This is a genomic window from Actinocrispum sp. NPDC049592 (genome assembly GCF_040675465.1).
Lineage (GTDB): Bacteria > Actinomycetota > Actinomycetes > Mycobacteriales > Pseudonocardiaceae > Kibdelosporangium.
The window spans coordinates 185,599-206,846 of record NZ_JBFAPA010000022.1; the positions used below are offsets into that span (position 1 = coordinate 185,599).

At 68.4% G+C, this 21,248-nt stretch carries 17 protein-coding genes; 9 read left to right on the forward strand and 8 right to left on the reverse strand.

Annotated features, from left to right (window positions below; genetic code table 11):
* Window positions 1–151: 151 nt before the first annotated feature.
* The 4 genes from AB0J95_RS42385 to AB0J95_RS42400 all read left to right on the forward strand — a co-directional run bounded on the left by AB0J95_RS42385 (window position 152) and on the right by AB0J95_RS42400 (window position 6,173).
* Window positions 152–3,529 (forward strand): PQQ-dependent sugar dehydrogenase, encoded by a 3,378-nt coding sequence (locus AB0J95_RS42385; protein WP_364771019.1) that lies wholly within the window; start codon window positions 152–154, stop codon window positions 3,527–3,529.
* 742 nt (window positions 3,530–4,271) lie between these two features.
* The gene (locus tag AB0J95_RS42390) at window positions 4,272–4,742 is read left to right on the forward strand and encodes a glutathione peroxidase (protein WP_364771131.1); all 471 of its coding nucleotides are present in this window, start codon (window positions 4,272–4,274) and stop codon (window positions 4,740–4,742) included.
* Entirely contained in the window at window positions 4,735–5,670 is a 936-nt protein-coding gene (locus AB0J95_RS42395; protein ID WP_364771021.1) for an o-succinylbenzoate synthase, read from the forward strand. The genes AB0J95_RS42390 and AB0J95_RS42395 overlap by 8 nt, the downstream gene beginning before the upstream one ends.
* Window positions 5,671–5,741: 71 nt before the next feature.
* Window positions 5,742–6,173 carry an SRPBCC family protein gene (locus AB0J95_RS42400; protein ID WP_364771023.1) on the forward strand — a complete coding sequence of 144 codons (432 nt, stop codon included), beginning with the start codon at window positions 5,742–5,744 and terminating at the stop codon, window positions 6,171–6,173.
* On the opposite strand, the gene AB0J95_RS42405 is transcribed toward AB0J95_RS42400, so the two are convergent.
* Together AB0J95_RS42405 and AB0J95_RS42410 are read right to left on the reverse strand one after the other, a co-directional pair.
* Complete coding sequence (locus AB0J95_RS42405) at window positions 6,141–6,800, reverse strand: TVP38/TMEM64 family protein (RefSeq protein WP_364771025.1); 660 nt, start codon at window positions 6,798–6,800, stop codon at window positions 6,141–6,143. The genes AB0J95_RS42400 and AB0J95_RS42405 overlap by 33 nt on opposite strands.
* A 9-nt stretch (window positions 6,801–6,809) precedes the next feature.
* The gene (locus AB0J95_RS42410; protein WP_364771027.1) at window positions 6,810–7,421 is read right to left on the reverse strand and encodes a phosphoribosyltransferase family protein; all 612 of its coding nucleotides are present in this window, start codon (window positions 7,419–7,421) and stop codon (window positions 6,810–6,812) included.
* Between AB0J95_RS42410 and AB0J95_RS42415 the strand changes: the two genes are divergently transcribed.
* A complete protein-coding gene (locus tag AB0J95_RS42415; protein WP_364771029.1) occupies window positions 7,420–7,881 on the forward strand; it encodes a hypothetical protein in 462 nt (153 codons plus the stop codon). The genes AB0J95_RS42410 and AB0J95_RS42415 overlap by 2 nt on opposite strands.
* Before the next feature lie 10 nt (window positions 7,882–7,891).
* Window positions 7,892–8,740 (forward strand): patatin-like phospholipase family protein, encoded by an 849-nt coding sequence (locus AB0J95_RS42420; RefSeq protein ID WP_364771031.1) that lies wholly within the window; start codon window positions 7,892–7,894, stop codon window positions 8,738–8,740.
* Here the strand turns inward: AB0J95_RS42420 and AB0J95_RS42425 are convergent.
* Both AB0J95_RS42425 and AB0J95_RS42430 read right to left on the reverse strand, forming a co-directional pair.
* A complete protein-coding gene (locus AB0J95_RS42425; RefSeq protein WP_364771033.1) occupies window positions 8,725–9,168 on the reverse strand; it encodes a DUF309 domain-containing protein in 444 nt (147 codons plus the stop codon). The genes AB0J95_RS42420 and AB0J95_RS42425 overlap by 16 nt on opposite strands.
* Before the next feature lie 5 nt (window positions 9,169–9,173).
* The gene (locus AB0J95_RS42430; RefSeq protein WP_364771035.1) at window positions 9,174–10,154 is read right to left on the reverse strand and encodes a Gfo/Idh/MocA family oxidoreductase; all 981 of its coding nucleotides are present in this window, start codon (window positions 10,152–10,154) and stop codon (window positions 9,174–9,176) included.
* Between the two features lie 73 nt (window positions 10,155–10,227).
* Between AB0J95_RS42430 and AB0J95_RS42435 the strand changes: the two genes are divergently transcribed.
* Window positions 10,228–12,240, forward strand: a complete 2,013-nt coding sequence (locus AB0J95_RS42435) for an MDR family MFS transporter (protein WP_364771037.1) — start codon at window positions 10,228–10,230, stop codon at window positions 12,238–12,240.
* 37 nt (window positions 12,241–12,277) lie between these two features.
* On the opposite strand, the gene AB0J95_RS42440 is transcribed toward AB0J95_RS42435, so the two are convergent.
* From AB0J95_RS42440 to AB0J95_RS42450, 3 genes are all read right to left on the reverse strand, one after another.
* Complete coding sequence (locus tag AB0J95_RS42440; protein ID WP_364771039.1) at window positions 12,278–15,382, reverse strand: GH92 family glycosyl hydrolase; 3,105 nt, start codon at window positions 15,380–15,382, stop codon at window positions 12,278–12,280.
* Window positions 15,383–15,489: 107 nt separating this feature from the next.
* The gene (locus AB0J95_RS42445; RefSeq protein WP_364771041.1) at window positions 15,490–16,611 is read right to left on the reverse strand and encodes an acyl-CoA dehydrogenase family protein; all 1,122 of its coding nucleotides are present in this window, start codon (window positions 16,609–16,611) and stop codon (window positions 15,490–15,492) included.
* A gap of 1 nt (window position 16,612) precedes the next feature.
* Window positions 16,613–18,931 carry a bifunctional salicylyl-CoA 5-hydroxylase/oxidoreductase gene (locus AB0J95_RS42450; protein ID WP_364771043.1) on the reverse strand — a complete coding sequence of 773 codons (2,319 nt, stop codon included), beginning with the start codon at window positions 18,929–18,931 and terminating at the stop codon, window positions 16,613–16,615.
* Between the two features lie 98 nt (window positions 18,932–19,029).
* Here AB0J95_RS42450 and AB0J95_RS42455 point away from each other — a divergent pair, with 98 nt between their 5' ends.
* Together AB0J95_RS42455 and AB0J95_RS42460 are read left to right on the forward strand one after the other, a co-directional pair.
* Window positions 19,030–19,785, forward strand: a complete 756-nt coding sequence (locus AB0J95_RS42455; RefSeq protein ID WP_364771045.1) for an SDR family oxidoreductase — start codon at window positions 19,030–19,032, stop codon at window positions 19,783–19,785.
* Window positions 19,782–20,177 carry a RidA family protein gene (locus AB0J95_RS42460; protein WP_364771047.1) on the forward strand — a complete coding sequence of 132 codons (396 nt, stop codon included), beginning with the start codon at window positions 19,782–19,784 and terminating at the stop codon, window positions 20,175–20,177. Before AB0J95_RS42455 ends, AB0J95_RS42460 begins: the two co-directional genes overlap by 4 nt.
* Window positions 20,178–20,242: 65 nt before the next feature.
* On the opposite strand, the gene AB0J95_RS42465 is transcribed toward AB0J95_RS42460, so the two are convergent.
* Complete coding sequence (locus AB0J95_RS42465) at window positions 20,243–21,244, reverse strand: DUF222 domain-containing protein (protein WP_364771133.1); 1,002 nt, start codon at window positions 21,242–21,244, stop codon at window positions 20,243–20,245.
* Window positions 21,245–21,248: the final 4 nt, after the last annotated feature.

Below are 21,248 nucleotides of genomic sequence, written 5' to 3' on the forward strand. Positions count from 1 at the left end.
GAAGGCCGCGCCAATCCGCCTGGCGCGGCCTTCCGGGCCTGCCCGAAATGTCAGTCCGCTGTGAAACACTCTCCGGCACTGTGGCGATCCACAGGGTGAATGATCCGGTCATCGGTGCGCACCGGTTCTGGGGGAAGCAGGAGGGCTGAAGATGCGGCACATCCGTGCCTTGATGAAGATCACCGCGGTCGGTGCGCTGACCGCGGCGACGCTGGCGGTCCCGGTGGTGACGCCCGCCGTCGCCGCCCCGGCGCTGCCGACCGGTTTCATCCTGCAGGACGACAGCGCGATCGCGATCGGCAAGGCCGGCCAGGTGAACTGGGTGCCCAAGACCGGCACCCCGCGCACGCTCGGCACCATCGCGGTGACGAACAAGAACGACCTCGGCCTGGTCGGCGTCGCCGTCGCGCCCGACTTCGCCACGTCGCGGACCATCTACACGACGTACGCCACCGCGGCCGCGGGGCCGCCGTGGACGTTGCGGCTCAGCCGCTGGCAGGTGAGCGTCGACGGCGCGGGGGCGCCGACCGGCCTGCAGAACGAGACCCCGATCCTGGAGACCACGGCGGACTCCGACGCGCACGCGATGACCACGGTCCTCGCCCCCGACGACGGCACGCTGTGGGTGAGCATCGGCGACGGCGCCAGCTACGCCGGGGCGGACCAGCAGGCGTTCCGCGTGCAGAACATCGACGACCCGCACGGCAAGGTGCTGCACATCAGGACCGACGGCACCGGTGTCCCGACGAACCCGTTCTACCAGGCGGGCAACCCGGGTTCGGTGCGCAGCAAGGTGTACGCGTACGGCTTCCGCAGCCCGTTCCGGTTCAGCGTGGATGCGGCCACCGGCCAGATCGCGCTCGGTGACGTCGGGTTCAACCGCACGGAGGAGGTCGACCTGGTCGGCCCGGGCCAGAACTTCGGCTGGCCGTGCTGGGAGGGCCCGGACCGCACCGTGGAGTACATCAACTTCGCCGAGTGCGGCACCTCCACCACGGTGAACCCGATCTTCAGCTACCCACACCCGTACGGCAACTCCGTCACCGGCGGTGTCGTCTACAAGGGATCGTCCTATCCGGACGATTACAAGGGCCGGTACTTCTTCGGCGACTACGTGGCCAACCGGATCTGGACGATGCGCTTCAACGGCGCGGGCAACGTGCTCACCCAGCCCGAGCAGGACGGGTTCGCCCAGGACATCGGCGGCCCGGTCAGGTTCCAGAGCATGCCGAGCAACGGCGACATCGTGTACGCGGACATTCTGTCCCGCACCCTGCGCCGGATCACCTGGGCGCCGGGCAACGCGGCCCCGCAGGCGGTGCCGAAGGCGACCGTCGACCCCGACCACCGCACGGTGTCCTTCGACGCGACCGCGTCCACCGACCCGAACGGCGACCCGCTGACCTACAAGTGGGACTTCGGTGACGGCACCACCGGCACGGGCCCGACGACGAGCCGCACCTACGGCCCGGGTGACACGTTCACCGCCAAGCTCACCGCGACGGACCCGTTGGGGCTGACCGGAACCACGTCGATCGTGGTCGCGCCGGGCAACCACCCGCCCGCGCTGAACCTGACCCCGCCGGACGCGGCGCACGAGTACGCCGTCGGAGAGGTCATCCAGGCCAGTGCGACCGCGGCGGACCAGGAAGACGGCTCGTTGCAGGTGCTGTGGACCACGAACCTGGTGCACTGCGTGAGCACCGGCGGCTGCCACCTGCACCCGAGCAGCAACCAGACCGGGCCGCAGTACTCGATGCCGTTCGAGGGCCACCCCGGCAACAGCTACCTCGAGGTGACCGCGCACGCGACCGACAGCAAGGGCACCGAGACGACGACGGTGTTCCGGGCCAAGGCGAAGCAGCGCCGGGTGACCGTGCAGACCGACACCCCGGCGGCGTTCACCATCGGTGACGAGCAGGGCACGTCCGGGCTGTTCTCGGTGGGCCAGCAGCTGACCATCGTCGCCCCGCAGGTGGCCACCGACGGCGTCGCCCAGTTCCAGAACTGGGCGGACGGGTCGGCCAACCGGACCAAGGTCATCACGGTTCCGGATGGCGACTCGGTGATCAACGTGACCTACCTGACGCCGATCGAGAAGCGCTACCAGGACGACGCCGCCCTGCGGGCCCAGCTGGGCGCGCCGGTGGGCGCGGAGCAGGGCGACTCGTTGGCCCGGTCGCAGCAGTACGCCAACGGCTACCTGTTCTGGTCGCCGTCCGGCGGGGTGCGGTCCATGCAGGGCGACTACCTCAACGCGTACCTGGCCGTGGGCGGCGTCGCGAAGCTGGGCGTGCCCACGACCGACGTGGTGACCAACCCGGACGGCGCCGGCACGCGGATCATGCTGTCCAAGGGCGGTGCCATCTACAAGTCGCCGAACACCCCGGCGGCGGCGCTGCAGGCCGACAACTACGCGCTGTACAAGTCGCTCGGCGCCGAAGCGGGCGCGTTGGGGTACCCGACCGACAACGAGCGCACCTCCGGCGGCGACCTGTCCGGTCACTACAACACCTTCGCCGACGCGATCATCATCGCCAGTCCGACCACGCCGTCGCAGGTGCTGCGCGGTGAGGTGAAGAACAAGTACGTCGCGCTCGGTTACGGCAACGCGTACGTGGGCTTCCCGGTCAGCAACGACGAGGCCGGGGCGAACGGCGGGCGCGGCGCCGGCTTCCAGCGGGGCTACATCTACTGGAAGCAGGACACCGGGGCGCACAACGTCGAGGGCGCGATCGGCGCCAAGTGGGCGGAGAAGGGCAAGGACACCTCCTACCTGGGCTACCCGACCACCGACGACCTCGGGACCACCCCCGCGGGCGGGTACTTCAACTTCTTCGAGCGCGGGTCGATCTTCTGGACCGCGGACACCGGGGCGCACAACGTCCAGGGCGCGATCAGCGACAAGTGGAACGAGCTCGGCCGCGAGCACTCCTACCCGGGGTACCCGACCTCCGACGAGATGCCGGGCGCCAACGGCGGGTTCTTCAACCAGTTCCAGCGCGGCGGCATCTACTGGAGCGCGGCGACCGGCGCGCACAACGTCGAGGGCGCGATCGGCGTGAAGTACGCCGAGCTGGGCAACGAGAAGTCGTTCCTCGGCTACCCCACCACCGACGACCTGGCCACTACCCCTCCGGGCGGGTACTTCAACCTGTTCGAGCGGGGCGCCATCTACTGGTCCGCCGGTGCCGGCGCGCACAACGTCCAGGGCGGCATCTGGCAGAAGTTCGGGCAGCTCAACTACGAGCACGGCCTGGGCTTCCCGCTGACCGACGAGATCCCGGGCGCCAACGGCGGGTTCTACAACCACTTCGAGCGCGGGTCCATCTACTGGAGCCCGGGCTACGGATCGCACAACGTCCAGGGCGCGATCCTGATGAAGTACCTCGAACTCGGTGGCGACGCCTCCTGGCTCGGCTACCCCATCGGTGACGAGACAGCCATCCCCGGCGGCTGGCGCTCGAACTTCGAACACGGCTACATCTTCTTCGGCACCAACGGCCAGTACTCCATCCAGCAGTACTAGCAGCCCACCACACACCCAGGGGCCTGGCCCGCCACCCCGGCGAGCCAGGCCCCTGCCCGATCTCACCCCACCCACTCATCCGCCACTCACCCCAGCCCACTCACCCACCTCACTCACTCACTCACTCACCTCAGCCCACTCGTCCACCCCATCCCCAGACCTCCGCGCGGCTTGCCACACACCCACCACCGCGGCTTGCGGCCTCGCCGCAAGCCGCCCTGCGCCGTCGCCCTGCGCCGTCGCCCTGCGCCGTCGCCCTGCGCCGTCGCCCTGCGCCGTCGCCCTGCGCCGTCGCCCTGCGACGCTGCGGCTTGCCGCCTCACCGCACCGGCGCGGCCTCGCCGTTGCTTTCCTCCACTCCTGGCCGGGCCGCTTTCCTTGGCCCTCGTCGCATGTCCCATCCGCCATCCCGATGGCCGCGCGACGCACTGCTCGCCTCGCCCCGCCTCCTGCATCGCTCGCTCGCCATGCCGACTGCCGGGCTCGGCGGCGCGCCTCGCCTCCGCACCGCGGCGGGCTTGCAGCCTCGCGGCTCTCCTCAGCTCCTGCCGAGCCTCCTCCCACACTTCTCCTGAGTCCTCGCCGCACCTCCCTCAACTCGCCGCTCCCACAGATGGCGCTGCCCCGGCCGCGTCTTCGCGCGCGGCCCGGCCGGGTGGGTGGGATCGGCTTGGGGGCGGGGGTAGTGGATCTCCGGATAGTGTGGGGGGAGGTTTACGGACAGGAGTAGTAGGTGCCTGAGATCAACACTTTGGATGGCCGGCCGACGACCCTGGCGGAGCTGCGGGACGGCAAGGCCGCGCTGGTGGTCAACGTGGCGTCCAAGTGCGGCCTGACGCCGCAGTACACGCAGTTGGAAGAGTTGCAGCAGAAGTACGGCGAGCGCGGGTTCACCGTGATCGGCGTGCCGTGCAACCAGTTCGGGGGTCAGGAGCCCGGGTCGGCCGAGGACATCCAGACCTTCTGCTCGACCACGTACGGCGTTTCGTTCCCGATGACCGAGAAGGTCGACGTGAACGGCCCGGACCGGCACCCGGTGTACACCGCGCTGACCGAGTTCCCCGACGAGGAGGGCAAGGCCGGTGACATCCAGTGGAACTTCGAGAAGTTCCTGGTGTCGGCCGAGGGCGAGGTCGTCGCGCGGTTCCGGCCGATGACGACACCCAACGACCCCAAGGTGATCACGGCCATCGAGTCGGTCCTGGGTGACTGAGACCTGGGTCTACGCCATCCCCTTGCGCACCCGGTTCCGTGGGATCACCGTGCGCGAGGGGATGTTGATCCAAGGGCCGAGGGGGTGGGGCGAGTTCTGCCCTTTCACCGAGTACGACGACGCCGAGGCGCGGCGGTGGCTGGCCACGGCGGTTGAGCAGGCGACGGTGGGGTGGCCCGCGCCGGTGCGTGACCGGATCCCGGTGAACTGCATCGTGCCCGCGGTCGACCCGTCGCAGGCGTTCAAGATCGCGGTGGGATCCGGGTGTTCGACCGCCAAGGTCAAGGTCGCGGACCATCGGCAGTCGCTCGGCGAGGATGTCGCCCGGGTCGAGGCCGTGCGGGATGCGTTGGGGCCCAACGGGAAGATCCGGGTCGACGCGAACGCGGCCTGGGATGTGGACACCGCGGTGGTGCACATCCGGGCGCTCGACCGGGCCGCGAACGGGCTCGAATACGTTGAGCAGCCTTGTAAGTCGACCGCCGAACTGGCGGCGGTGCGGCGGCGGGTGAACGTGCGGATCGCCGTGGACGAGTCGATCCGGCGCGCCGAGAACCCTCTGGAAGTCGTCGTTTCCGGGGCCGCGGACATCGCCATCATCAAGTGCACACCCCTCGGCGGCGTGCGGAAAGCCCTGCGGGTCGCCGAGGCCACCGGGCTGCCTTGTGTTGTGTCGTCGGCACTTGAGACGTCGGTGGGGCTGTCCGCGCAGCTGGCGTTGGCGGGCGCGTTGCCGCAGCTGGATTTCGCTTGCGGGCTGGGCACTTTGTCGTTGTTGACCGGGGATGTCGTTGAGACACCGTTGGTTCCGGTCGACGGTTTCCTCCCGGTGCCGACCCAACCGCCGCGGCCGGTGTTCACGGCATTCGAGGCATCCCCCGGCCGAGCCGCCTGGTGGCGTGACCGGTATACACGTGTTAGTGCGTAGTTCACCGACTGTTTGCGGGCGCGCGATGCGCTGTTTGGCGGTACCGTCCTTGCGACCGTAAGGAGGATGCCGTGGCCAAAGTGAGCGTTACCGCCGCGATGCCCGTCGACCCGCAGAGAGCCTGGGCGACCGCTTCGGACCTGACCAGGTTCGGGGAGTGGCTCGCCCTGCACGAGGGCTGGCGGGGCGAAGTGCCCAGCGAGATCAGGACGGGCACAGTGCTGACATCGGTGGTGTCGGTGAAGGGCCTGCGCAACCGGATCACCTGGTCGGTCACCTCGTACGATCCGCCGAACGGGATCGCCTTGTCCGGCGAGGGCAAGGCGGGCGTGAAGGCGTCGCTGCGGCTGAAGCTGGTTCCGTCGGCCGGCGGGGCGACCGGTGAGCTGGACGTGGAGTTCACCGGGCCAGGGATGTTCGGCCCGATCTCGGCCGCCGTGGGCAAGACGCTCCAGGGCGACCTGCGCAAGTCACTCGACCGGCTGGTCGAGCTGATCGACTGAGTTCTCCCGGCTGCGGGTGGCGAACCACAGACCCGCCAGCCCGGCGATCGCGAGGATCGCCATGAGCACCACCACGGTCGGGGGCATGTTCGTCAGCGTGTCCCCGACCACCACCGCCACGATCGTCCCGGGCAGCGAGCCCAGGACCGTGCCGATCAGGTACGGCCAGGTGCGGACGTGCAGGATCCCGCACGTGTAGTTCACCGGCAGGAACGGTGCCACGGGGATGAGCCGCAGCGACGCCACCGCCATCCAGCCGCCGCCGGACAGCCGCTCGTTGAGGGTCTTCACCTTGGGCCGGTCCATGTGCCGCCGCACCATCCCACGCAGCACCCACCTGGCCAGCGCGAAGCTCATCAGCCCGCTGACCGCGGTGGCCGTGATCGCCACCAGCACGCCGACCACCGGTCCGAGCAGCAACCCGGACGCCAGCGAGAACACGGTGCGGGGGATGGGGATGAGCGTGGCGAACACGTACGTGGCGAACATCAGCAGGACGGCCGCGTCACCCGCGGCGCCGAGCGCCCACGCGCGGACCTCCTCGGGCTTGGGCACGGGGAGCACGAAAGCCGCCGCGACCAGCGCCGCGAGCAGCCCGATGGCCACCAATATCCTCACTCGCGGCACGGGGCCAGTCTACCGAAGCAGCCGGCGCACCTCCCGGTCGCTGACCTGAGCGAAGTCCCGGTACGCCTGCCCCACGGCCGCGAACGACTCGGGTGTGTACGCGCAGACGACCTCGTCCACCAGGGCTTGGAACTCCTCGACGGTCTCCCTCGGCGCGGTCGGCACGGCCAGCACGATCCTCGCCGGGTTCTGCTTGCGCAGCGCCTCCACCGCCGCCCGCGCGCTCGCGCCCGTGGCCAGCCCGTCGTCGACCAGGATCACCGTGCGACCGGTCACGTCCACCGGCTTCGCCCCGTACGCCACGCGCCGCCGTTCCAGCTCCTCGGTCTCCGCCCGGATCACCCGATCGAGGTCGGCCTGGTTCACCCGTCCCGCGATCTCCTCGTTGAGCACCACCACGCCGTTCGCGATCGCGCCCATCGCCAGCTCCTCGCGCCCCGGCACCCCCAGCTTGCGCACCAGGAACGGCGCCATCCCCACTCCCAGCCCCCGGGCCACTTCAACCGCCACAGCCACCCCACCGCGCGCCACCCCAAGCACCACAACATCCCCTCGCCCCGCATACGCCCCCAACAACCCCACCAGTTCCCGCCCAGCGTGCTCCCGGTCCCTGAACCGCATGAACCGTGAATACCCGATAACGGCCAACCCTGCACAGAACCGCTGGCGGACGTCGTTCGACGCCCCGGGACGGCGGGCCGAGCAGGGCGGCCGCTTCTCCGCGTACCTGCCCGACAACCTGCTGACCCGCTCGCCGACCATGTCCGCCGAACTGGCTCAGCGCGCGTTCGACGTCGAGGGCGCCGTCCGTGCGCTCAGCGCACCCTCGCCGGTCGCGACCTGGCTCGAAGGCCTCGCGCGCCTTGGCGACGGCTCAGGCGGTCACCGTCGCCCGCATCGACGGCCTACCGAGCCCTGTTGCCCGACGACGAACACCACGGCCTGCGGAACTGGATCGGCGGCAACGACTGGCACCCAGTCGGCGCGGACTTCATGCCGCCCCCACCCGATGGCGAGCACCCGCTGGGACACCAGGGAATTCTCGCCCGGCCGCCCGGTTGCGGCAGCGCCGGCGCGGTAGATGTGTCCTAATGGGAGCCATGACTGGGCCGGTGGGGTTCGTGCTGGGTGGCGGTGGGTCGTTGGGGGCCGGGCAGGTGGGGATGCTGCGGGCGCTGGCGGAGCGCGGGATCCGGCCGGATCTGGTGGTGGGGACGTCGGTGGGGTCGGTGAACGGGGCGTTGCTGGCGCTGGACCCGGACAACGCGCCGGACCGGCTGGCGGAGGTGTGGGCCCGGATGACGCGGCAGAAGGTGTTCCCGGGTGGCCCGATCGCCCAGCTCACCACGTTGCGCAAGCACCGCAACCACATCTTCCCGAACACCGGCCTCGCCGAGATCCTGGCGACCGAGCTGGCGGGTGTGGACGACTTCGCGAACCTGACCCTGCCGTTCGGGGCGGTGGCGGTGGACGCGTTGACGGGGCAGCCGGTGCTGATCAACAAGGGTGCGCTGACGCCGGCGATCCTGGCGTCCAGCGCGATCCCGGGGATCTACCCGCCGGTGGAGATCGACGGCCGCGTCCTCTACGACGGCGGGGTGGTGGCGAACGTCCCGATCAGGCAAGCGCTTGCGTCGGGCGCGAAGTCGCTGGTGATCCTGGACTGCGCGTTCCCGGGCCACCTGCCGCGGGTCCCCGAGTCCCTGGCGGACGCGGTGTTCTTCTGGGCCACTCTGGGGATGCGCAACCAGGCCGTGCTGGAGTCCGAGCTGGCCGCGAAGGACGTCCCGGTGGTCTACCTGCCGGGCGCCCCGGTGCGGAATCTAACACCGTTAGATTTCACGCATACCCAAGAGCTCATCGACGCCGCGTACACCAGCTCGAAGGAGTTCCTCGAGGACCTCAAGATCGAGGGACCCGGTCTCTACGGCCGTCCGTGACGCAACCGCGGCACGCCCGAAGGCGCCGAGACCCACTTCAACAATCCCGCGATGTCGATCCCGTGCGGCGGGTCGGCCTCGTACGGCCAGATGTTGTCCGCCCCGCGCTGCAGCAACGCCGCCGCACCGGAGGTGTTGCCCCGCGCGGCATGCGTCATCCCGACCGCGAGCTGCGCCAGCCCACGCCACAGTTCACGCTCCGATGGGGGCGCCGTCTTCCACGCGTCCTCGAGCACCTCATGCGCGTGGAACGGCATCCCGGCGTCGAGCAGCCGCTGTGCCTCGGTCAACGACTCATCGGGCGTCCGCGGCACGCCTTCCGGCTGCCGCTCGACGCCCTCGCTGGAGCCGTAGGGGAGCGGGCGCCCCAGGCCGTCCCGCGGCCTGGCGTTGCGCGCCCTTCCCTCGGTGTCCCGGTCGCGATCCATACCGCCTATCCAACCAAGTCCAGTGCCGCCTCGATGACCTCCAGAGTCGCGATCGCGGACTCGGGCGTCACCGGCAACGGCGTCCCTTCCCGCAAACTAGACGCCACGGCCGTGTAGAAGTACTGGTAACTGCCGATCTTGGTCTCCACCGGGTCGTCACCGAGCAGGCCCCAGAGCGCTTCGGGTTCCACGCCCCAGTCCGGGTCGCCCGGCCGCAGACCCTCCTTGAGCTGGCCTTCCTGCACGTCCAGGCCGTATTTCGTGTACGAGCCGGCGGTGCCCAGGATGCGGAACCGGGGTCCCGGGTGCTGGGCGAGCGAGCTGGACGCGAGATGCGAGATCACCCCCGACGGGTGCTTCAACGCGAGGAAGAAGTCGTCGTCCACCTCGACGTTCGCGCGTTGCTTGTTGACCTCGGCGTAGATCGAGTCCGGCGTGCCGAACAGCATGATGGCTTGGTCAATCAGGTGTGCGCCGAGGTCGAACAGCACCCCGCCGGCCTCGTCGCGGCCGGGCAGCTCGCGCCAGCCGGTCTTGGGCACCGGCCGCCACCGGTCGAAGTGCGACTCGAACCGCACCACCTGCCCCAGCGACTCCTGCTCGAGCAACGCACGCACCGTCAGGAAGTCGCCATCCCACCGGCGGTTCTGGAACACGGTCAGCGGCACGTCCCGCTCGGACGCGAGCATCGTCAGCCGCCGGGCCTCCTCGGCCGTCGGCGCGAACGGCTTGTCGACCACCACGGCCACACCCGCCTCAACGGCGGCCGTCGCCAGCGGCACGTGGGTCCGGTTCGGCGAGGCGATGACCACCAGGTCGTGGTCCTCCCACAGCTGGTCCGGCCGGTCCAGCCGCTGAACGCCCTCGGGCACCTCCCGCGACGTGACCACCGACTTCAGCGTCAGCCCCGCGGTCGCCTGGATCAGGGGCGCGTGGAACACCGCACCCGCGGTGCCATAACCGATCAGACCCACTCGCAACGTCATGCGGCCCAGCCTAGGCCGACTCGCGAGCGTGCTGGATGGGACCTATTCTGCGACCGTCCACATGGGAGGGCCGATGACGCAGGCCGAGACACGCAGCACCGGTCGAGGGGCGCAGAACGCGGTGGTCGCCGCGATCATGCTGGGGATGCTGCTGTCCGCACTGGACCAGACCATCGTGTCCACCGCGCTGCCGACGATCGTCAGCGATCTGGGCGGCGGCAACCACCTGAGCTGGGTGGTCACGTCGTACCTGCTGGCCGAGACGATCATGACGATCCTGGTGGGCAAGTTCGGCGACCTGTACGGCCGCAAGAAGATGTTCCTGCTCAGCGTCGGGCTGTTCGTGGTCGGCTCGTTCTTCGCGGGCTGGGCGGACTCGATGGGCTGGCTGATCGCCTCCCGCGCGGTACAGGGCCTCGGCGCCGGTGGCCTGCTGGTGACCGCGACGGCGGTGATCGCGGATGTGGTCCCGTTGAGCGAACGAGGCAAGTACCAGGGCTTCGTCGGGTCGGTGTTCGGCGTGGCCACAGTGGTCGGCCCGCTGCTCGGCGGCCTGTTCGTGGACCACCTGAGCTGGCGCTGGGCGTTCTACGTCAACATCCCGATCGGCCTGCTCGTGCTGGCCGTGGCGGCGTTCGCGCTGCCGAGCGTGGCCGCGCCGAACAAACCGAAGATCGACTACCTGGGCATCCTGCTGATCGCGTTGGCGTCCACCGGGTTGACGCTGGTGACCAGCTGGGGCGGAACCGAGTACCCGTGGGGCTCGCCGACGATCATCTGGATGGCCGTTGGCTCGGTGGTCGCGTTGGTGGCCTTCGTTTTCGTGGAGATGCGGGCCGCGGAACCGATGCTGCCGTTGCGGTTGTTCCGCAGCCGGGTGTTCACCGTGTCCAGCGTGCTGAGCTTCATCGTCGGGTTCGCGTTGCTCGGCGGAGTCACTTATCTGCCAACGTATCTGCAGTTCGTCCATGGCGCGACGGCGACCGGGTCGGGCCTGCGGATGCTGCCGCTGGTGGCCGGGCTGATGGTCGCGGCCATCGTGGTCGGCCAGGTGATCAGCAAGACCGGGCGGTACCGGTGGTTCCCGGTCATCGGCTCGCTGCTGATCGCGGGCGGACTCCTGCTGCTGTCCCTGATGGACGCCTCGACGACGTTCTGGGTGACGTCCGGGTACATGATCGTGCTGGGCCTTGGGGTCGGCATGGTCATGCCCGTGCCCACCGTCGTCGTCCAGAGCACGAGCGACTACAAGGACCTCGGCGTCGCCACCTCGGGCGTGAGTTTCCTGCGCACACTGGGAAGTTCGTTCGGGGTGGCGATCTTCGGCACGATCTACGCGGGCCAGCTGCCGGACCACTTGGGCCCGGCGACCCCACCCGGGATCGACCCGCGGATCGTGATGAGCCCCAAGGGTGTCGCCGCTTTGCCCGACCCGGCAAGGCTTCCGGTCATCAACGCCTACGCCGACACATTGCAGACGATGTTCCTGGTGGCCGCACCCGTTGGCATTCTTGCGTTCCTGGTCGCGCTGTTGCTGCGTGAGGTTCCGTTGCGGGACTCGGCACGCGTGATCGCCTCGGGCAACAGCGGGGTCGGCGAGAGCTTCGCGGTGCCCGCGTCGTCGGACTCCGAGGTCGAGCTGGAAAAGCTCATCTCGCTGGTGGTGAGCAAGCAGAAGACCGACCCGCGGCCGGAGATCCTGGCCAGATCGGGGGTTCCGCTGTCGTTCGCGCAGGCCTGGCTGCTGGTAAGGGTGTTCAAGCACAGCCGCGACGACGGCGACGCGACCCTGCTCGAGATCGCCGAGAACTCGAGGATCCCACCGGGCATCTTCGAACCGGTGGCCCGCCAGCTGGTCGACTCCGGGTACGCGACCGAGGCCGAGGGGCACTACCGGTTCACTCCACAAGGGACAGAGGCGTTCACCAGGCTGATCGGCGCGTCCCGGGTGTGGATGCTGGAACGCCTGGCCGACTGGGACGAGTTGGAGAACGGCTTCAGCGAAGCGGTCGACCGCATGTCCGAACGCATGATCGCCAGCAGCCGGGAGCTCACCGCCGGCCGCCACGCCGCCGCCGGAGTTTAGGGTCCGGGCGGGACGGCGGGCCCGCCCGGACGGCTCATCAGGAGGAACACAGGTCCATGGGCAGCACGCCGTCGCCCGTGATGGTGGTCTGGACACTGTGGATGGTGACGGGGGAGCCCGAGGCGATCCGGAAGTCGGTCTGCTCGTTCTCCCGTTCGGCGAACCTGGCGTCGTTCACCGTGATGGTGACCGTCTTCCAGGTGTTCGTGTTGGTGTTCACGACGGTCTGTGCGCCCTTGTAAGGCTCGCCAGTCGAGTCGTACTGCAACGTCCAGCCGTTGGTGCCGGTGTCGAAGTACGTGATGTCGAACGTCGCGGTGAAGTCGCCGTCGAAGGCCAGCCGCCGGTCGACCCGGAAGTACATGTTGAGGTTGTCGGGAACCCGCAACACGGTCTGCCGGGCGTCCTGACCACCAGCAGTGACCGGGGTTGTCACGCCATCACCGGCCAGTTCCCGTTGCTGGAGGCCGTTGTCGACGTTGACCGGGCCCAAAGTCGTGCACCCCTTGGCGGTCTTCCCGGCGCCGATCACCGCGACCGGGAACTCCACCCTGGGCAGGTTCGCCCCGGGCGCGCTCAACGCCACCGACATCGACCGGAACCCTTGTTTGGCATCAGCCGACGCCGTTACTGAGGCGTTCACCTGCGCGACGCCGTTCACCACCGGGGCCGTGCCGCTGACCGGGCTGATGCTCAGGCCGTTCTGCGGCTGGGCGGTCCAGGTGATGGTGGGGACTGGTTCGACCACAGCGGGATCGGCGCCCGCGCCCACGGTGAACGTCAACGGCGTGGCCACGGAAGCGCCAGCGGTGACAGTGGTTGCGGGAGCCGTGATCTCTACGGGAGTCTGCCCCGGCGGGAACTTCAGTGGCCCGGCCGGGAACGACGGTGGCGGGCTGTCCGCGCCCCACGCTTTGTTCGGCGTGCCGGACAAGGAGAACTGCAACTGGGTGAATCCGTCCACCCCGGACAGTGAGGTCTGCTGGGTGACCCGGTTGTTGACGGACAAGGACCGGACGTACTTGCCCGGCGCCGCACCAGGAGCGTTGATGACCAGCATCCCGCGAGCCAGGTGCACCTTGATCTCCGGGAACACCGGCGCGCCGATGGCCAGCGTGGACGTTCCCGGCGTGGTGGGGTAGAGGCCCATCGACGACCAGACATACCAGGAGCTCAACGCGCCAAGGTCGTCGTTGCCCGGCTCACCACCGGGGGTGTTCGAGTACATTGTGGACAGCAGCTGGTGGACCTTCTGCTGGGTCTGCCAAGGCGCGCCCGCGTAGGTGTACAGCCAGGGCACGAGCATGTTGACCTCGTTGCCCGCCCAGTAGAACGGCCGGTTCGGGCCGGCGTTGTTCTCGGTGAGGAAGGTGTCCAGCCGGCGCCGGACGTTGTCCTTGCCGATGGCCGAGAACAGCCCGGCGATGTTCTGCGGGACGAACCAGAGGTACTGGCCCGCGTTGCCTTCCTGGAACCCGGACTGCCCGAAGTTCGTCATCCCAGCGGTGACCGGGTTGCCCGCGGGGAACGTCCCCGAGGCGTCCCGCGGCTGCATGAACCCTGAGTCCACATTGAACAGGTTGGTCCAGTTCTGCGACCGGGCCAGGTACTCGTCGTACGTGGCCGTGTTGCCCAGGGAACGGGCGAACTGGGCCAGGCCGAAGTCGGCGAGCGCGTACTCCAAGGTGGCCGAGGCGCCGTTCGGCACGTCCGAGATGTCGCTGCCCTTGACGTTCGGGACATAGCCAAGACGCTTGTAGTCCGCCAAACCAGGGCGTTCCTCGTACCGGCCCTGACCGAGCTGGTCCGGCGCCGGCACCTGCGAAGCCCCCTTGATCATCGCGGCCAGTGCGGCTCCGGTGTCGAAGTCCCTGGCGCCAAAGGCATACGCCGAAGCGATCATCGGCACGGCCGCGTCGCCGTTCATGACGTTGGTGTACCCGTTGGCAACCGGCCACTTCGGCAGCCAGCCGCCCTGCTGGGCGTCGGTGACCAGCGACTGCATCATCTGGCTGGACTCGGCCGGTGCCACCATCGCCTGCAGCTGGATCAGCGTCCGGTAGACGTCCCAGCCGGAGAAGTTGGCGTAGTGGGCCCTTCCGGGTGCGACCGTGTGGACCTTGTTGTCGAAGCCCAGGTACTGGCCGTTGGCGTCGCTGAACACGTTGGGGTGCAACAGCGAGTGGTAGAGCGCGGTGTAGAACTGGACCTGCTGGTCGTGCGTGCCGCCGCCGATCTCTACTTTGGACAGCAGCTTGCGCCAGGCGGTCCGGGTCTGCGCCGCGACCGGAGCGACCTGCCAGCCGGGGTTCTCGGCGCTGAGGTTGGCCCAGGCGTTGTCAACGCTGACATAGCTGATGGCGACCTTCACCCCGACCGAGGCCTGCTTGGTCGTGTCGAAGGTGACCCAGGCGCCGGAACCCGGTCCCGAGGCCGAACCCGAGCCGGGCCGGACGGTGGTTGCCTCCCAGGTCCCGAAAGAGGCGAACGGCCGGTCGAAAACGGCGGCATAGTAGACGGTGTAAGCGTTTTCCTGGGCGCAGAACCGGCCGCTGTCGATCTTCCCGGACAGCCGGTCCGCGCCGACGCTCACCGTGGCGCCGCTGTTGCCGTTCTGCGAGGAACCGGTCTTGAACAGCACATTCGCTTGGGTGGTCGAGGGAAAACCGAGGCGGCCGATGCCGGTCCGGGTGGTGGCAGCCACCTGGACGTCGACCCCGGCCAGTTTTGTTGCGTACGAACCGGGTGCGGTGCGTTCGTCGGCGTGGCTGAACGCGGCCGTGGTCCGCGCGGGCTGCGCCTCGATGGCGCCGACAGTGGGCAGGATGGGCAGGTCGCCCTGGATCGGGCAACCCACGCCGGACAGGTGTGTCAGGCTGAGGCCGGTCACCGCGTTGTCGGCGTGGTTGTAGCCGCCGCCGGTTGGTCTGGACGAGGTTTCCGGGCTCCACGAAAGCATTCCGAAGGGGGCGACGGCACCGGGATAGGTGTTCACCTGGCCGACGAAGTCGCCGCCGGATCCGGTGCCGATGAACGAGTTCACGAGGCCGGTGGGATCCGGCTGTGCTGCGGCCGGCACAGCGTGAAGCAGGGATCCGGCCAGAACGAGGACAACTCCTAACCGCCGAGCATGTGCGCGCATGCGACTCTCCCGCAGGATGGAGCGACAACGTTGTCACGATCGGCGGGTAAGTTTAGGCGTTGTACTAATTGAGGGTCAAGCAGGCATGGTAGTCATACATGCGCTGATCAGGACCGGAAGAGCTCGCGGGCGATGATGGTCCGCTGAATTTCCGAAGCTCCTTCATATATCCGGGGTGCGCGGACCTCACGGTAGAGCTGTTCCAGCAGGTGGCCCCGTTGCAGGGCTCGGGCACCGTGCAGCTGGACGGCCGCGTCGACCACGTACTGTGCGGTCTCGGTCGCGAACAGTTTGGCCATCGCCGAACGACTCGCGATCTTGGTCTCGCCAGAGTCGTAGGCCTGGGCGGCGGAGTAGACGAGCAGCCGGGCGGCCTCGGTGCGGGTGGCCATCTCGGCGAGCGTGTGCGACACGGTTTGCTGGTTCTTCAACGGTCCGCCGAACGCGTGCCGGGTGCCCGCATGCTCGATGGCGGCGTCCAGAGCGGCCTGGGCCATGCCGACTGCAAACGCTCCCACACTGGGCCGGAACAGATCCAGCGTCCGCATGGCCACGTGGAAGCCGCGGTTCTCCTCGCCGAGCAACTCGTCGCGCCGCACAGCAACGCCGTCGAAAGTCAACCGGCCGATCGGGTGCGGGCTCACCATGTCGAGGTGCTCGCCGCTGAGGCCAGGGCGGTCGCCGGGCACGACGAACGCGGTGACACCGCGCGAACCGGCCTCGGCTGTGCGGGCGAAGACCGTGTAGAAGTCGGCTTCCGGCGCGTTGGAGATCCAGATCTTCTCGCCGGTCAGCCGCCAGCCGTCACCATCCGGCTCGGCTTTCAGCTGCAGCGCGGCGGCATCGGACCCGGCCTCCGGCTCGGTCAACGCGAACGCGGCGATCGCATCCCCGGCTGCGACCGCGGGCAGCCACTTCCCGACCTGGGTGTCCGAACCGGACTGGAGCACCGGGTAACTCCCCAGACCCTGCAAGGCAAGAGCGGTCTCGGCCTCGGTGTTCTGGGTGGCCAGCGCCTCGCGGAGCAAGCAGAGATCGAGGGCGGCCGCGTCCCGTGAGGGCTTGCCAGTCTCCACACCGGGGAACAGCCGCGCCAGCAAACCCAGCTCGGCCATGGCTTTGACGAGATCGCGGTTCACATGTCCAGGCGTATGCGGGATCGGCACGAGCCAGTCCGCCGCCAGAGCCTTGACCTCGCCGGCGAACTCACGCTGCTCCTGGCTGAGCATGTCATCCCCTCCACCGGGCGTGCGCGGTCTTCGGCTCGCCCCGCCGGATCAGGTCCAGCCTGGGCTTCGGGCCGTCCGTGCGACCACCCTGCGGCTTCCGGCTGCCCGCCGCGAACGGCTTCGGCCAGGCGATCGGGAAGTCCTGTTCGGCCGCGGCATGCAGCGTCCAATGTGGATCATAGAGATGCGTGCGGCCCAACGCGCACAGGTCGGCTCGTCCGGCCAGGATCAGCGAGTTCACGTCGTCGTAGGACGAGATCGCGCCGACCGCGATCACCGCGACCCCGTACTTGCGGCCGATCTCGTTGCGGATCCGGTCCGCGTACGGGGTCTGGTAGCTGCGTCCGTAAGCCGGTTTCTCAGTGCTGACAACCTGTCCTGTCGAGACGTCGATGCCGTTCGCGCCGTGCTCGGCGAACGCTCGCGCGATCTCGACGGACTCCTCGGCGTCGATGCCGCCCTCGCACCAGTCTGTCGCGGACACGCGGACGGTGATCGGTCCACTCCAGACAGCTCTGATCGCGTCGAAGACTTCCAGCGGATAGCGCAGCCGGTTCTCCAGCGAGCCGCCGTATTCGTCCGTGCGCTGGTTGGTCAGCGGGGACAGGAACGACGACAGCAGATAGCCGTGCGCACAGTGCAGTTCGAGCAGGTCGAACCCGGCCCGTACAGCGCCTTCCGCCGAGGCCACGAACTGTTCCTTGATCTCCTGGAGTTCGTCGTGGCTCAGCTCGCGCGGGGTCTGGTTGGCGGGGGAGTAGGGGATCGGTGACGGGCCGCAGACCTCCCAGTTGCCTTCCGGCAGCGGCTCGTCGATGCCCTCCCACATCAGCTTGGTCGACCCCTTGCGACCGGAGTGCCCAATCTGGATACCGATCTTCGCGTCCGTGTTGGCGTGCACGAAGTCGGTGACCCGCTGCCAGGCCTGTTCGTGTTCGGGCGCGTACATTCCCGTGCAGCCGGGGGTGATCCGGCCGGTCTCGGACACACAGACCATCTCGGTCATCACCAGGCCCGCGCCGCCGAGCGCCTTGCTGCCCAGGTGGACCAGGTGGAAGTCGGTGGGCAGGCCGTCTTCGTTCGCGGAGTACATGTCCATTGGCGACACGATGACGCGGTTGCGCAGCTCCAGGTCGCCGATCCGGTAGGGCTGGAACATCGGCGGGCGGACCTCGTCGTGGTCGCGGGCGAACCAGGCGTCCAGGTCCGCGACGAACTCCGGGTCGCGCAGGCGGAGGTTGTCGTAGGTGACGCGGCGGCTGCGGGTGACGATGTTGAACGCGAACTGGTGCGGATCCTGGTCGGCGTACTGGCCGATGTTCTCGAACCACTCCAGGCTGGCCTGCGCGGCGCGCTGGGTCGAGGTGACCACCGCGCGGCGTTCGGCTTCGTAGGCGTGCAGCGCTTCGTCCACTGAGGACTGTTCGTGCAGGCACGCGGCGAGCGAGAGGGCGTCCTCCATGGCGAGCTTGGTGCCCGAGCCGATGGAGAAGTGTGCGGTGTGGGCGGCGTCGCCGAGCAGGACCACGTTGCCGTGCCGCCAGGTCGCGCAGCGCACAGTCGTGAAGTTCGTCCACTTCGAGTTGTTGGCGGACACCTGATGTCCACTGAGGATCTCCGCGCAGAGTTCGCGGATCATCTCGATGGACTTCTCGTCGCTCTCGCCGGGCCTGAGGCCTTGCGGGGCGGTGAACCCAGCGCGCTGCCAGACGTCGTCGTGCATCTCGAGGATGAACGTGCTGGCGTCGCGGCTGTACGGGTAGCCGTGGACCTGCATGATCCCGGCGGGCGTGTCCAGCACGTAGAATTTGAACGCGTCGAACACCAGGTCGGTGCCGAGCCAGATGTACTTGCACCGCCGCGTTTCCAGGGTCGGCCGGAAGGTCGAAGCGTACTTCGCGCGCAACCCGGAATTGACGCCGTCGGAGGCGACAACAAGATCATAATCGCTCAGATCCGGCGCGTCGGTCCGGAAGTTGATCGTGATGCCGAGATCCAAACAACGCTGCTGGAGGATGTTCAGCAGCTTCTTGCGGCTCATCGCGGCGAACCCGTGGCCGCCGGAGGTGAACGTGGTGCCGCGGTAGTGCACGTCGATGTCGTCCCAGCGGGCGAACTCGCTGCGCATCGCGTCGAAGATGGCGGTGTCGGCGTGCTCGATGCCGCCCAGCGTCTCGTCGGAGAACACCACGCCGAACCCGAACGTGTCGTCGGGCGCGTTGCGCTCCCACACGGTGATCTCATGGGCCGGGTTCAGCTGCTTCGCGAGCGCGGCGAAGTAGAGCCCACCGGGTCCGCCACCGGATACCGCGATCCGCACGCCGCTCACATCCCTCTGTCGTGATCGGTACGGTCGTCAAGAATACAACATATCGTGCCCGTTTGACGACCGTAACGAGGCTTTGCCACGCTGTATCCGTGTCACCACGAAACTGCCTGGTCACAGGCGCGAGCCGGGGTATGGGCGCCACCATCGCGGCGCGCCTGTCCGCCGCCGGCCACCACGTCGCCCTCACCGCCCGCAGCGCCGACACCCTGGCCGCCACCGCAGCGTCCCTGGCCGGCCCCTCCCTCGTCATCCCCTCGGATGTGACCGACGGGGCGGCCACCGAGATCATCTTCCGCACCGTGGAAGAAGCCTGGGGCCCAGTAGAAATCCTGATCTTGAACGCCGGAGCAGCCGTCCCCAAACCCCTCACACAACTGACGGATGAGGAGTGGCAGGGCCAGTTGGACCTCAACCTCACCGCCCCGTTCAGGTACATGCGCCGCGCCATCCCCGCCATGGTCGAGAGGGGCTGGGGCCGCATCATCGTCATAGCCTCCGTCGCGGCCAAACGCGGCGAACCCAACATCAGTGCCTACACCGCAAGCAAACACGGCGTCCTCGGCCTGGTCCGCAGCGCCGCCATGGAACTCGCCCGCACCGGCGTCACCGTCAACGCCATCTGCCCCGGCTACGTCGATTCCCCCATGACCGACACCAACATCACCCTCCTCGCCGCCCGCACCAACCGCCCAGAGCAGGACATCCGCAAGGCCCTGGAACGCAAACAACCCATCAACCGCCTCATCACCGCCGACGAAGTAGCCGACGCCGTAGACCTCTGCATAACCAGCGCGGCCATCAACGGCCAGGGAATTGTCGTGGACGGAGGCGCAACCCAGTCATGATCGAACACATCAACCCCCAATCCCTCGCCAAACCCTCCGGCTTCTCCCACGCAGTAGCAGTGACGGCGTCCAAACTGGTGTTTCTCGCCGGCCAGACGGCGTTGGATGCTTCCGGAAAGATCGTGGGGGACACAGTCGTCGAGCAGTTCGAGCAGGCGCTCGGGAACCTCTTGACCGCCCTCCACGCCGCCGGTGGCTCACCATCGGACCTCGTGAGCCTGACGGTGTACATAGTGGACATGGACGACTACCGCGCCCACGCCAGGGAGATCGGTGCAGTCTGGCGTCGCCTCGTCGGCTCCTCTTACCCCGCTATGGCTGGGATTGGGGTGAGTCGGCTTTGGGATGTTGAGGCCCTTGTTGAGGTTCAGGGCTACGCCGCGGTCTCTTAGGTGCTTCGTGGGTTGGGGCCCGGTTCGGGTACCCCTTGAGCCCAGGGAGAGCGGATATCCTGGGGCTATGCGGCGGTGGGTATGGATCTTCGGGCGGAGTTGGTTCTGGGGCGGCGGTGTGGGTCGATGTAGGTGGGTGGAATGAACTGCGGGGTGCGGTCGACCATCTGGATGGCCCAGTCACTGCGGTGCACCAAACGATGATGGTGTGGACAGAGCAGGACGAGGTTGTCGATTTTGGTGGGGCCGTGGTTGCGCCAGTGGATGATGTGGTGGGCGTCGCAGGCGCTGGCGGGGGCTCCGCAGCTGGGGAAGGCGCAGCCTCCGTCGCGGAGGATCAAGGCTCTGCGGATGTGGGCGGGGACGGTGTAGGAGCTGACGCCGATGTCGAGGGGTTCGGACTTGCTGCCCAGCACTGCCGGGAACACGTGGCTGTCGCACGCGATGCGTCGGGCCTCGCGGGCGGTGAGGTAGGTGTCTGGGCCGACGAGGATACGGTCGTCGAGATCCCGCAGCAGATCGTCATAGGAGATGGTGATGGCGACCGGCGTGCGCAGCCCGTTCTTGGTGGGCTTGGCGGGGCACTGTGCGGCCATCCGCAGGATCTCTACGAACGCATCAGCGGTGCGCTCGGCCTGGCACCGGTCATCCGTGCGGTCGATGGGGCGCTGCTCGCCCTTCTTGATCACCGGGTGCAGGAGGTGGGCGTCCTCGGCGTGCAGATGGCCGCGAAAGTCGAGGCCGCCATCCCGGCGGGTGCGGACGTGCAGCATCCGGTCGGGCTGCTTGGGTTCCGGGTCGGATGGGGGTGGGCCGTCGGGGTCGACGATGTTGCGGACCCGGGTGCCAAAGCGGGCCAACGCATTCGGGTCGTCTTCGGCGGCTTGGGCGACCATCGTGGACTCGGCCAGAGCGAGCTTCTCGGGCTCCAGATCGGGCAGGTCCTTGAGAGTCTTGCGGATGACGTCCACGGCTTCGGAGCCGAGGTCTCCGGCGGCTAGGGCAGCGGAGACAACCGGGAGAGTGGGCTCGATGACCGACCCGGTAGGCGTGACGCTGGGGAACAGCGCT